Below are 12,988 nucleotides of genomic sequence, written 5' to 3'. Positions count from 1 at the left end.
TATGGGTGGGAACAGGAACGCCATAATGATACCTTCGCTTCTTTCCAGACTCAGTGATAATCATCCTTTTGAACTTGAGGATGATTACCACTGTGAAGAAAGGCCAGAGGATACATTATTAAAAGAGTTGATGATGCTGCTGACTTCCCGCTCACGCACTCCGGACATTGAAACGGTCCAGTATGTTAACGCATCGATATTAAATTATGGCATAGACGAATCATTCAGCAGAGTACATGAAGTAAATACGCGTAAATCAACAATAGAAAAACGCTTAATGAATACTATTGACAGATTTGAACCCCGTCTGACAAGCATTTCGGTAGCAAGCCATACGGGCAATAACCAAAACATTATTTTCACGCTGCAAGGATATTACGATCAATCCCCTGTGCTCTTCGAGCTGGAATGGGACGACTGTAACGGAAGATTTTATCTCCATGAATAAATTACTTTCTTATTATCAGAAAGAACTTCGGTTTTTAAAGGAACACGGAAAGGTTTTTGCATACCGTTTTCCGAAAATCGCGCGTCGTCTCGGATTTGTTGAAGGTGAGTCAGAAGACCCTCATATCAGTCGCCTCATTGAGTCTTTTGCACTATTAACATCCCGCATCCATCAACGGCTGGATGATGACATCCCCGAAGTTGTTGATGCATTACTCAACACCCTTGCACCTCAATTTCTACGGACATTACCGTCAACGTGTATTGTAACGATCACGCCGGATACTTTGCGTTCCGGGATTACTGACAAAAATAGGTTTGATGCAGGTACGTCTCTTTTTACACGACAAAGCCCAGAGCTGCCTTATCAATTTCAAACAATCTATCCGGTAACGTTGTTACCTTTGTCTGTTAACGAGGCAAAACTTAGTTTTGACAGCGATGCGTTAAGCTGGAAGCTACAATTACTTTTCCAGGTTTGGCCTGGAGCAAAACTGGCTAACGAGCGAGTGCGTATTTATCTGCATGGTCCTGTTAATGCCGTAAATACGCTTTACACTTTACTCTGCTCTGAGGTTGAAAGGTTATTTCTCCGCCAAAATGATATCAGCATATCTTTAGAGCCCCATGTATTGTCCTCAGTGGGATTTGATGCTGGTGAAGCGCTGCTCACGCCAGATCCCCGGATCGCCCCCATTCATATCTTATTAATGGATTATTTCTGGTTTCCACAGAAGTTCTCTTTTATCGACATTCAGCTTCCTGATGGCTTCAGCGTACAGGGCAATGGGGTATTTGAATTACAGGCAGTAATAAAACGGAATGCATTAACTGAACGTCTGGAAAAACTGGCCGGATTAGTCGACAAAAACTTTTTCCGCCTCAACTGCACGCCAGCCATTAATCTATTTCCGCAGCGAGCAGAACCGATCACGCTGACCAATAGCCAGCCAGACTATCCCATTGTGCCCGATGCTCGTCATCAAAATCAGATTCATGTGTGGGCAGTGCATCAAGTTTCCCTGCAGCGGAAAGTGAATAACAGTATTGAACATCTGCCCGTGCAGCCTCTCTTAGAGAGCCACGTTGCCTCCGCCAACGAGCAGGACGCTGGACTTAGCTGGCAGGTATTACGCCGTGAACTCCCCACCGGAAACAGTCTGGAATTAAAACACTTTATCGCATTTTGCGAACACAAAACGCGTCAACCTTCTGAAAGCCCAGAAATTATTACTATCAACACAACCTGTACTAACCACGCGCTGCCACATCAACTGCAGTATGGTCATCATGAGGGCGATTTTGACTCCTCAGCCCCCATTGCAGGATTAAAGATTACCTGCCTCACGCACCCTACCAGCCCGATAAGCCCACTGGAAAAAAGCGCTCTACGCTGGCGTTTCCTTTCACAGCTTTCACTCAATCATCAGTTGCTGGATGGCGCGCATGGGGCTCAACGCCTGAAAGATATGCTGGCACTTTACAATATTGCAGGAGACACCGAAAAAGCCCGCCTGGTCAATATGATAAAGCACTTATCCTGTGAACCCGTGACGGCCAGGCTGATTAGCAACGATCCTCACTCGCTTGCACGGGGAATATCAATATCCCTGACGTTTTGCCACGATGCGTTGGGAGAACCCGATTATTACCTGCTTTGCTGCTTACTCGATCGCCTGTTGGCGCTTTACGCACCGGTCAACAGCTTCACCCGCCTGACAACCGTCATTGAACAAGAATCACAAACCACGCGCATCTGGCCCGTGAGAGCGGGGAGACTGTCATGGCTATAATCCCCGTTATCAGCAAATTCAACTGGTACCAGCAGATCCGCTTGCTGCTACGTAAGCTGAGAAAGGGCAATATTCCTGATGAAAAGCTGCTTGATGAAAAACTGCGAATAACCTCCACGCTTTCGATGGATGCACCCGATGGGCAAGTCGAAGCCCTGAGTCAGGCCTCTCATGATGCCCCCATCGCAGTTAGTACCTGGATCAACGGATTAACGGGTGCAATGGGTGCACTTCCAACGGCGTATACGGAATGGATGATTGAACGCCAGTACCGTTACAGCGATCTCAGCGCTAAAGCCTTTATCGACCTCTTCGGGCACCGCCTTTACTGCCTTGATTACCTGGCATGGCAAAAGCATCACCTTTGCGCCCAGGCAGAATCTCAAGAGGAAAAACCGCTGCAGCTTGCGCTGCTTTCGTTAACAGGCCTGCAGGCTGAAGCTAACGCGCAGGCGCTAACAATGCATGCCCCTCTTTTTTCATCCCCCGTGAGATCAATGGTGAATCTTGAGCGCTGGCTTAGCCAAAGATTTGGCGTTGAGGCCAGCATCGTGCCCTTCACTGGCGGATGGCGCGAAGTGAAAAAAGAAGAGCGCTGCCAACTGAATAACCCAACCCAAACATTATCCACGGCGCCAATGATTGGAAGCGCGCGCCTCGAAGTCCATTCCCATTTCGACGTGATACTTGGCCCCATGTCACCAGAAGTATCACGCCAGTTTGCCTCTTCAGGCCAGGCCAGAAAGGCCGTCTGGTCTTGCATCCGGGACTATGTCGGTCCCGTGGTGGATTTCTCTGTCTCTCTGGTAATCAGTAGCGCCAACCTGGCGCCGCGTGGGCTTGGTATGAGTGCCTTAGGGTTAGATCTCTGCGTTGGACAAAATAACGAGTCGCACTTGCATCTGGTACGGCTCCCTGCCCCTGTCCTCTCATCAGGATGTACTTCATGTTAAATAGCAATCAACTTAAAACGGATCAGGAAAACCAATTCATTCGGTGGAATGGGGATATTGCCAACGACCTGCGCCTCGTTTCTCTGGCTGGAAAGGAGTCGTTGTTCGTTCCTTATGAATACGAACTCCATTCGTTGACGCATAAAAAGGAAGCGGAATTACTGCGCTGGCACGGGCAGGAAGTTTCCTGCCAGATAGGGGGCGGCGGTAATGAACTCCCCCAGCGCGTTTTGCATGGCGTTGTGACCCGGATTCGCTATGCCCAACGCACATCTGAAGAAGGCGAATGCATCCTGACGCTGGAGCCTGCATTTTCTCAGCTGAAACACGGCCGGGGAATGCGCGTCTGGCAAAATATCAGCGTACCGGATCTGGTTCATGACTTGCTCAATGAACACAAGATTAGCCAGCTAGACCTTCAGCTCAACGGCACGTATGACAAACGCGAATATTGCGTGCAATACCGCGAATCGGCCTTTGACTTTATTCAGCGGCTTTTGCAAGACGAAGGGATCTACTACTACTTCAAACACAGTGAAAGCGGGCACACCTTAGTCCTGACCGATCACGCAGCCGGCCATAAGCCGACGCCTGGAAAAGCGTTACTCTGGCACCATCATGGCGATGTGATTTCTGAGGGCACCATTACCAAACTTGAGTCCTCGGCAACGCTGCTTCCTGGAGGCGTGGCGCTGCATGGCGTCAATATGCAGCAGTCTGCTGCAATTGAAGATCTACAAAAAACCAGCGGCAAAGCGGCTAACAACGAGTCCGTCATGTTTGTCGACATCACCCCGCAGGGTGAACGCGCGCTGATTACTCAGGAAGCCAAAAACACCCTTGCGGCCTATGAAGCCAATAATCAGTTCTTTTCTGCAACAGTGCAGGCTCACTGGTTAAATGCAGGGGAAACGTTTGATCTTAAAGAACATCCCGCCGGAGACCAGGCATACCTTATCCACGCGATAAGCATTGTGGTAAGCAATGATTTTGATGGCAGCAGCAGTAGCCAATGCCAGATTGAAGCCACCCACGCCGACAAGCCCTGGCATCCCCCTTTTCTCCACCAGCAGCCTCAAATCCCAGGCATTCTGACGGCCACCGTCGTCGGCCCCGACTCGGAAGAGATCCACACCGATGAGTATGGCCGTATCAAAATCCAGTTCCCCTGGGATAAAGAAAACAAAAACGACGATGCCAGTTCCTGTTGGGTGCGCGTGGCGCAAACCTGGGCCGGTGGGAAGTTTGGGGCGCAGTTTATTCCCAGAGTCGGTAGCGAAGTTCTGGTGAGCTTTATCCAGGGAAATCCCGATTATCCCCTGGTCACCGGTACGGTCTACAACGGTCAAAACAAACCACCTTTCGACCTGCCGGCGCAAAAAACACAGAGCGGATTCGTGACCCGCAGTGCAACAAAAGGCAGCGTCGAAGACGGGCACCGCCTGAGCTTCGACGACAAAAAGGGCGAAGAGTTAATGACCATTGTCGCTCAGAAGGATCTCGAGCTGACCGTTAAAAATGATGTTACCAGCACCATCGCAGCCAACCGCAGCACCGAACTCACCAAAGGTAATGACCTGCTGCTGCTGAAAGAGGGAAATTTGAACCTCACCCTGGAAAAAGGGAACTGGCAACAGGAAATCAGCGGGAACATCACCACCAAAATTAAAAATGGCCACTACATCCTGGACGTCGCAGGCGGCAGTGGCAGCGTCAAAGTGGAGAAAGCGCTAAGCATTGAATCCACACAGTCTATCGAACTAAAAGTCGGCAACAACAAGATAGCCATTTCAACCAGTGGCATCACCATCAACGGTGCAGCATTCAAGGTTGAAAGCAGCGCTGGCGCTGAATTGAAAGGCGCCATGGTGAAAGTTGAAGGCAGTGGAACCGTCGAACTTAAAGGCGCGATGGCCACCGTTTCTGGCAGCGGCATGACCACTATCTCTGGCGGCATTATCAACATTGGATAAAAACAAACCATGACACAGAACGAATTCAATCCAGACAAGCTGCTGGAGGAAGGTCGGTGGGAGGAGGCTCTAACATGCTGGGCACATTCCCTGCCCGCCAATCGACTCGGTTCGCAGCTCGTCGCATTGCTTCGCGAAGCCGTTCCGCCGAGCTTACATCCACTCCTTAGCGAGATGAATCAGCAGTTTAGCCAGTACGATAACGCGCGCAGGTGGCGTATTTTTGAACAGGCTCAAAGCCAGGATCTTAACTCCCCCACAGGTGCCCTGGCACTTTCGCTGTTTTGGGCCAACGGTAGCATGAGCCCAGACGATCTGCCCCCGGTGTATCCCGAGCCGCAGCTTTCCTCCCGGATGCTTGAGTGCGCGCTCGTTATGCTGGCCGTCGAGCTGGGAGAAACTCCCGTTGAAGGCGCTCGTCACCTTATACAGCGATGCCTGACTAAGGAGGCTTCCTGATGGCTCAACCTGCAGCCCGCGTCTCTGACATGCATGTCTGCCCGATGGTCGCACCGGGTCTCCCGCCTCTGCCTCATGTAGGCGGCCCCATTTTACCCCCCGGCGCTCCCACCGTGTTGATCGGTGGGTTACCCGCGGCGACGGTAGGTTCAATGGCAACCTGCATAGGCCCGGTCGACTCCATTGTGATGGGCAGCACAAAGGTGCTGATCGGCAAAAAACCAGCAGCGCGTATGGGCGATAGCTGTGCCCACGGCGGCACCATCGTGGCCGGATGTCCCAAAGTATTAATTGGATAATTGAGGTTCTCTATGCAGTCAGATTTTTCAACTCTGCTGGCACCAATATCGCTCGACAACCCTATGGGAAATCACCTCGAGTATGAACCCGTCTTCGACCAAATCCGCGAGGCGCGAGAAAGCGATGAGGACGATCTTCCCCAAGGTGATTGGGCCGTAAGCGAGCCTCGCCAGGCGGACTGGCATCTTGTTCAATCCTTGAGTGAACAAGCGCTGGCGGAACAAAGTAAAGATCTGCAGCTTGCGTGCTGGTTTGTCGAAGCAACATGCCACCAGAAAGGGCTGGAAGGCCTGCTGGGCAGTATTGATTTTCTGAGTGAGTTCATGACTCGCTTTTGGTATCAATGCTGGCCGTCGCTGGAAGAAGAAGGTCTCACCATCCGCCGTAGCAAGCTGGTGCGGTTGGATCGCGAGCTCAATCAAATTTTATTTACCCAGCCGATGCTGCGCCAGACCAACACCACCCTGGCAAAATGGCGGCAAATCCTCGCCTTTGAACACAAAATCAATAGCAACCCGGAGTCCCTTGATGCGCTGATAGAGCAAGAAGGGGACCTGACGATGGCGACCTTTGACAAACAGGCCACCGCATTTTCCTCCATTGAAATCAGTCAGCAGGCCGCTCGGGTAGAACAAATCACCACCCTATTGAAATCGCTGGAAAGTCGCTATGCCTCGCTGAGCCAGGATCAGGAGGGGGAATTATTTACCCTAACCCGCCAAACGCTGAGCGATCTTAGAGACTACCTTCAGCGCCTGACACAGCGTGCGATCCCACTTCCTGATGAAGCCCTCACGCTTACCCAAGTTCTTGAAGACTCTCCGCCGCAGTCAACAGAAGCGCCAGTGCGCCATTCACCACAGGCAATGAGCCGTGAGCTTGCCATCAGCCAAATGTTGGCGATCGCGGCCTATTTTCGCCAGTCAGAACCCTCCAGCCCGGTTCCTTTCCTGATGGAAAGAGCCGCACGCTGGGCAAACATGACGCTAACTGACTGGCTGCAGGAAATGATCGAAGACAGCGGCAGTATCAGGGAAATCAATAATGTACTGACAGGAAAAGTGGACTGATGCGCAGAGCAACCATATTAATCGCGCTCCTCTCCGTCGTGTTACTAAGCGGCTGCGCTGCCGATGCCGACTCACAGGCATCTAAAAAACTGGCTATAGAACAGGTTAAAGCACCTTTTTCATCCGGGGCCATCACGGTGCAACTTCAGGCGGATCCGGATCTCAATTCTCTGAATGGGATTGCAAACAGCTGCACCGTTTTGATTATTCAGGCAAACAAGGCTGAGACGCTAACACAGCTATTTTCAACGCCCCTGACGCTGAAAAACCTGTTCCGTGCCGCCGGCAGCCATAACGACATTCTCAAGATAGATCGCTACGCCGCCATGCCGGGGCAAAACGCCACTCTGCATATAGACCGCAGCGAGAATACGCGCTTTTTTGCCATCGTGGCGGGGTATTACCCCTTTCCACAGAGTCAGCATATGGCCCTCGTACCCGTGCCCGTCACCAGCACAAAATCAGGCTGGTTGCGGCCTGGCTGGCAAGCACATCTGACCCCCGTCACGCTGAATATTCGGCTTGGCAGCGACAGTATTAGCCAGTTCTCCGGGGCAGAAAAAGCCCCCTTCACGCTCAATAACACCGCGCCAACGGACACAGGAGAATAACGTGTATCCAGAACTTCAACAGATCTACTGGTACTCCGGCGTGTACCTTCAGCCACAGCATCTACAGTCGGTCGATTTACACCACAACTATATGTTGGCGCGGCATCGCCAGCTGTCGCAACCCTGGAACACCGGCCTTATTCACTGTGATTTCAATCCTGAAACACTGGTGGACTTCACCCTCAAGATAGACCGATTGCAGGCTATATTGCCGTCCGGTGATTATCTCGAATATCCCGGAAATTGCTTTTTACAGCCTCGCATGTTCCGTGAAGCCTGGAAGCAAATTGAAAAGCCCTTCACGCTTTGGCTAGCTTTACGCCGGTTCGATCCAGGCCATGCCAATGTTGGGGACTCCCCCAACAGTCGATGGCTAAAACCTCGCCAGGAAGATGTCATGAAAGACGTTTACTTCAACGGCCCGGAATGTAGCGTATCCCGAATTTTATATAATGTTCAGATCCTTAGTGACGATGAAAAAGCCTCCGTCGTCGACTGCGAATTTTTACCTTTATTAAGGCTTCGCTATGAAAATGACAGGGTAGTCATCGATCCAAACTTTGCGCCTCCCGTAATCACGCTGAATGGGTCGCCGGCGCTAAAAACGCTCCTGGACGGTTTGTATGCTGAACTGGCTAATCGCGCGCACCAGCTAGCGGAGTACAAACGTTCGGATCAGCTCAAAAATGCCAGCTCGGGGGACATGACCCAACTGCTGGTCATGCGTTCATTAAACCGCGCTCTTCCTCTGTTACAGCATTGCTGCCGCGTATCCTCCATGCATCCATGGCACATTTATGGGCAGCTGTTGCAGCTTATCGGTGAGCTCTCCAGCTTTAGCGAGCAGTGTTCTTTCAACGGTGAGTGGGAAGGTGAAACCCCTTTACTGCCGTACGACCATTTCAACCTCTGCGCCTGCTTCACCAGCGCCAGAAAATTCATTCTTGCCCTTCTGAATAACCTGACGTTAGAAGACAACACCTGGGTGTCGTTAGTCGCAGACGAGCAGCGCGTTTTTTACGGCGATTTGCAGGCATTACCGTGGGAAAAAACCGGCAATGTTCTCTTAATGCTGAGTTCAGAAACCGCGTCCAACCCGGACAGTTCAAGCTTTAAAGTTGCCGCAAAATCGGCCATTCACACCTTGATTCAGCATGCCCTACCGGGCATTCCAGTTTCCCGGCTAACGCCAACCCCACGAGGCGTACCTAACCGTAAAGATGCTTTCTACTTCATGATACAAAAGCAAGATGACCTATGGAAAAGCATTGAAAATCAAAAAAATATTGTTTTTTACTGGGATGACGCTCCCGACGATCTTGTGGTTCAGGTGATTTTTATGGGGGCGGAATAATGCAGCTCCTTGACAGCTATCTTCCGGTATTCAAGCAGGTATTACATATCACGGGGGGAAACGAGCTGACCGACTATGAGCAAAGCCGTCAGCTCTGCATCAAGCTGTTCGAAAAAGCAGAACAGGACGCTGCGTTACAGGATACCTGCGGGGATGAAAAAGAAGCGGCACGTATCGCCGTTATCGCCTGGCTGGATGAAGCCATTCTCAGTTCTGACATTCCCTGGCGGCATCACTGGAGAAGTGAGCTGCTGCAGCGGAAGTATTTAAATATCACAACGGCAGGAGAACTTTTTTTTACTCAGCTTGAGAAGCTTAACCCCGCGTATAGCCAGGCACGCAAAGTGTTTCTCTTTTGCCTGCAGCAAGGTTTTCAGGGCCAGTACAGCACGTCTGAAGACAAACAGCCTCTTCATATCGTGATCGAAGAACAGCGAAAACTTTGCTTGCCCGAAAAATGGCAAAAATGGCCGAATGAGGCGGAAATCATGCCGGAACGAATGCCAAAATCCACCTCCATCTCCCAGCGGCTGCGCCCGCTTCTTTTGGCCGCGCTGGGCGTATTCCTGCTTTATTCGATTCTCTTTTTCGCCCTTTACGATATGTCCTGAATACTATGCTTAAAAAATTAGCGTGTTTTACCGGCTGGCTGCTGGTTCTTTGTTTCTCGGTTTTATTTAGCTTTACCCTCGGCTTATGGCAAAACTGGAGTACAACCTCAATACTGGTCTTTTGCCTGTCAATGCTGCTCATTACCGTCTTGTTATGGTGCGCTGGGCATGGCCTTGTTCTGATAATAAAGGGCAAAAAAGGGCGACGCCTCTTTGAAAAATATCGTCTTTCCCGCCGTGAATTTGTGCTGAAAGCGCACTGGAAAACCGGGGCCAGCATTATCAAAGGGGCACGCCGTCAGCGAGAGACAGTCCCGCTATATTTGATATTGGGCGATCGCTGCGGAAAGAGCACGCTGTTGGCCAGCGCTGGTTTGCCAACATTTTATAATAGCGCCGATGATACCGAAATAAGACTAACCAGAACGCTGCGCTGGTGGTTCTTCCGCCAACTTTGCGTCCTGGACGTCTCCAGTAATTTTCTCTCCGGTTCACCAGCTATCGCCCAGGCATGGAAAAGGCTGGTGCAATGGTGTACAAGCATGCCAGCCCCCGCAGGCGTGATTATTGCGATTCCGGTAACTTCGCTGCTAAACCAGGATCTTAGCGCATTGCATTCACTTATCCGCCAGCAAAGAGCGCTTCTCGAGCCGCTGGTTCGTCGTTTTGGTGAACAGCTGCCGCTGCATATTTTAATCACCCAATGCGATCGTTTTCCCGGCTTCAGCCTTTGGGCTCAGCAGCTCTCCTCTGAGCAACGCCTACAGCCGTTGGGCTACACATGGAGCCAACCCCCGCATATAGATGGGCAAGATGAGCAGATCCTGCAACCGCTGTTTTCAGCGTTAAGACAGGGTATGTCACACATCAGGCTCAGCATGGGGCGCTCTGACGATCTCACGGCAACTGAATACGCCACGCTACTCGACTTCCCGGAAGCGTTCTCCCGGCTGGAGCCTTCACTTTGCTATACCGTGGCGTCTTTGTGCGAACCCAACGCGTATTTTCGACACACCACTCTCAGCAGCATATGGTTCTGTGCGACGGAACCTTTAGAGGAAAATCGCAGCCGCCGGACGGGGCTTTTTATTCATCATCTACTGGCCCACCATTTAAAAGATCTTGGCCTGCGTCGGGGCAATCAACACTGGTTCCAGCGCTCCCATGCCAGAAAAATATGCTCCGTTGCAATCGCATTTATCGCAGTTTGGATCACGGCCAGCGCGTGGCTAAGCTTTGACTATCTAAACGCCAAAGCCCCCCAACAGTCCCCCGATAGCCTGGCGGCATTTTTAGCCAAAGATGAAGCGCGACATTCTCTTTCCCCTCGCTATCTGCCGTTTTTGCCTTTACTTGAGCAGCGGCGAGAGAAAGCAGAAACACGTTTAGTGCAGTCGCCATCCAGTAAACGTCAACCAGAGGCTGCTCTGGATGCCTATCAATGGCAGGTATTACGTGCGGCCCCTGAAGAGCAGCGAGATCTTATCCTCTCCCTGGCCAATGCGGTAATTACCTGGCAGCAAATGCGGGCTGGCGCCACGCTTGATGAACTGCAAAAAAACGCATCGGTAAAAGAAGCCTTGCTGCAGCGTGATTACCCACAAACGCTCTCTCCGCTGACTGTTATGGCTATAGAACGCCACTTCATGCGCAGCCCGGACGGCGAAAAGTGGCTGCATACGGCCCAACGGCTGCTGGAGAGTTTAGTGAATCACGATCCTGCTCTGCAGTGGCTCGTTGCACCTGGCGCTATGCCATCCCCACTTCAGGCAGCGGCCTGGTGGCCGTCGCTCTCCGATTCGATAGCGCTCTCAAGTCTCTGGACACTCGAGGGCGAAAAAACCTATTTCGGGTGGATAAATACCCTGGAAAAAGCTTTCGCTCATCCCCTGCCTATTCTTACGCAGGAAAAAATGCGATGGCCGGCACGGCGACAGGATGCCTGGCAGCGATATCTGATTGAGGTGAGCGCCCATTTGTCTCCCACAACGCCCTCAAAGGTGTCGCATCCGCATCTCATCGCAATGGGGCAAAATAAAAGTGCGGCGATGCAATTTATGCACCGCACACTGAACGAACTTCATGGCATAACGGCTGCCCAGGCGCAGCCATGGCTGCAAACGCTTCGCCAGCTTCAGCAACTGTCAGCCGATGCAAACACCAGTGCCATGGTACGCCGTACCAGGCAAATAGACAGGCAGGTTCGCCAGTCTTTTATCGCCTGGCTACAAGGCAGAAAAGATAACAACATCCCCGGCGGTTCCGCGCCCGCCGATCGGGCATGGCTTCACTGGCAGGACGTTCGAAACAAAGCCGTCAAAGAGGCCGTATCACAGGGGATCCCTGACGCACACCTGACCCGAGCCCTTTTTGCAAAAAATGATAACGGTGACGGTAATCCGCTAACCGATTTATTACCGGCTCTCACCGCGCTTCAGGAACACCTGACACCTCAGAATACCGACGCAGGAATCAACGCCGTATGGCTGTTTTATCAAAATGATGCCCGCCGCTTAGCGGCGAATGCCATCCATCAGAGCGCCTGCTGGCTTAATGAACAATGGAAACGATCTGTCATCTGGCCCCTGGGGAAAAATAACGAAACCCGTGACTACGAACAGCAGCAGGCGCTAAGCCAACAGCTGGTAGGCGATTTTTTGCGTGGCCCCGCCAGCCCTTTCCTCGCAAAAGCTAAAAACGGCCTGGGGGCAGTCAGTTTTACCGGCATACAGGCTCCTCTGACAGAGGAGTTTATTCATCTCGTCAGGCACAATTTTTCGGCAGAAAAGCTTCTGGAAGTTCAGGACCGGCAATCAACGCGAGACGGAGACCAAATGGCGGCGTTGGTGGCAAAAGTGGCCACCCTGGAAGGCGAACAAACCACGCTGTCGAAAAAAATCTGGAAGCTCAGTGTCGCCAGTATGCCAGCCTCCGTGCCAGGTGGCGCACAGCTAGTGCCTACCGGTACGCAGCTAACGCTGAGCTGCCAGAAGGGTGAACAGAAATTTCTCAACATGAACTTTGCCGACAAACATGACTTTAGCTGGCAGCCCGGCCAGTGTACTGACGTCACTGTCAGCGTCATTTTCCCTGGGTTCACCGTCCACCATCGCCTTTATGGCGAAGACGCCTGGCCGGCCTTCATTCGCCGCTTTAATTCCGGCGAAGCATTATTCCAAAGCGATGAATTTGGCGACGATGAAGACTTGCTCAAACAGACCGGAATCAAACATCTGCTGGTGCGTTTTGCCCTCTCCGACACGAACCAACTGGAAACGGCCTGGCAAAGCTGGGATGCCCTGGCGCAAAACATTGACAGTCTTAACACGCAAATTGCCGACCTTGCCTTTCGTTCAGAAACACAACTTAGCAACCCTATTTCAGCGCTGCCCGGCGATATCGCTCAGTGCAATTAAT

Annotated in this window: 11 protein-coding genes; all 11 read left to right on the top strand. The window is 51.7% G+C overall.

Features of this window, described 5'->3' with window-relative positions:
* Positions 1-25 precede the first annotated feature (25 nt).
* The 11 genes from F3J26_RS14310 to F3J26_RS14260 are packed head-to-tail and all read left to right on the top strand — an operon-like array spanning position 26 to position 12,987.
* Complete coding sequence (locus F3J26_RS14310) at positions 26-448, top strand: GPW/gp25 family protein (protein ID WP_166994507.1); 423 nt, start codon at positions 26-28, stop codon at positions 446-448.
* Entirely contained in the window at positions 441-2,240 is a 1,800-nt protein-coding gene (tssF, locus tag F3J26_RS14305; protein ID WP_166994505.1) for a type VI secretion system baseplate subunit TssF, read from the top strand. Before F3J26_RS14310 ends, tssF begins: the two co-directional genes overlap by 8 nt.
* Positions 2,231-3,193 carry a type VI secretion system baseplate subunit TssG gene (tssG, locus tag F3J26_RS14300; RefSeq protein ID WP_166994503.1) on the top strand — a complete coding sequence of 321 codons (963 nt, stop codon included), beginning with the start codon at positions 2,231-2,233 and terminating at the stop codon, positions 3,191-3,193. The genes tssF and tssG overlap by 10 nt, the downstream gene beginning before the upstream one ends.
* Positions 3,187-5,166, top strand: a complete 1,980-nt coding sequence (locus tag F3J26_RS14295) for a type VI secretion system Vgr family protein (RefSeq protein WP_166994501.1) — start codon at positions 3,187-3,189, stop codon at positions 5,164-5,166. The genes tssG and F3J26_RS14295 overlap by 7 nt, the downstream gene beginning before the upstream one ends.
* Positions 5,167-5,175: 9 nt before the next feature.
* A complete protein-coding gene (locus F3J26_RS22875; RefSeq protein ID WP_008455958.1) occupies positions 5,176-5,625 on the top strand; it encodes a DUF6931 family protein in 450 nt (149 codons plus the stop codon).
* On the top strand, positions 5,625-5,924 hold the full coding sequence (locus tag F3J26_RS14285; RefSeq protein ID WP_008455956.1) for a PAAR domain-containing protein: 300 nt from the start codon (positions 5,625-5,627) through the stop codon (positions 5,922-5,924). The genes F3J26_RS22875 and F3J26_RS14285 overlap by 1 nt, the downstream gene beginning before the upstream one ends.
* A 12-nt stretch (positions 5,925-5,936) precedes the next feature.
* The gene (gene tssA / locus F3J26_RS14280; RefSeq protein WP_166994497.1) at positions 5,937-6,995 is read left to right on the top strand and encodes a type VI secretion system protein TssA; all 1,059 of its coding nucleotides are present in this window, start codon (positions 5,937-5,939) and stop codon (positions 6,993-6,995) included.
* A complete protein-coding gene (tssJ, locus tag F3J26_RS14275; protein WP_166994495.1) occupies positions 6,995-7,606 on the top strand; it encodes a type VI secretion system lipoprotein TssJ in 612 nt (203 codons plus the stop codon). The genes tssA and tssJ overlap by 1 nt, the downstream gene beginning before the upstream one ends.
* Before the next feature lies 1 nt (position 7,607).
* Complete coding sequence (tssK, locus tag F3J26_RS14270) at positions 7,608-8,960, top strand: type VI secretion system baseplate subunit TssK (RefSeq protein ID WP_166994493.1); 1,353 nt, start codon at positions 7,608-7,610, stop codon at positions 8,958-8,960.
* Positions 8,960-9,571 (top strand): DotU/TssL family secretion system protein, encoded by a 612-nt coding sequence (locus tag F3J26_RS14265; protein WP_166994490.1) that lies wholly within the window; start codon positions 8,960-8,962, stop codon positions 9,569-9,571. Before tssK ends, F3J26_RS14265 begins: the two co-directional genes overlap by 1 nt.
* A gap of 5 nt (positions 9,572-9,576) precedes the next feature.
* A complete protein-coding gene (locus F3J26_RS14260; protein WP_166994488.1) occupies positions 9,577-12,987 on the top strand; it encodes a type VI secretion system protein in 3,411 nt (1,136 codons plus the stop codon).
* Position 12,988 lies beyond the last annotated feature (1 nt).

The sequence above is a fragment of the Enterobacter sp. Ap-867 genome (genome assembly GCF_011752855.1).
Lineage (GTDB): Bacteria > Pseudomonadota > Gammaproteobacteria > Enterobacterales > Enterobacteriaceae > Cedecea.
This window is presented reverse-complemented; position numbering and strand designations above follow the sequence as displayed.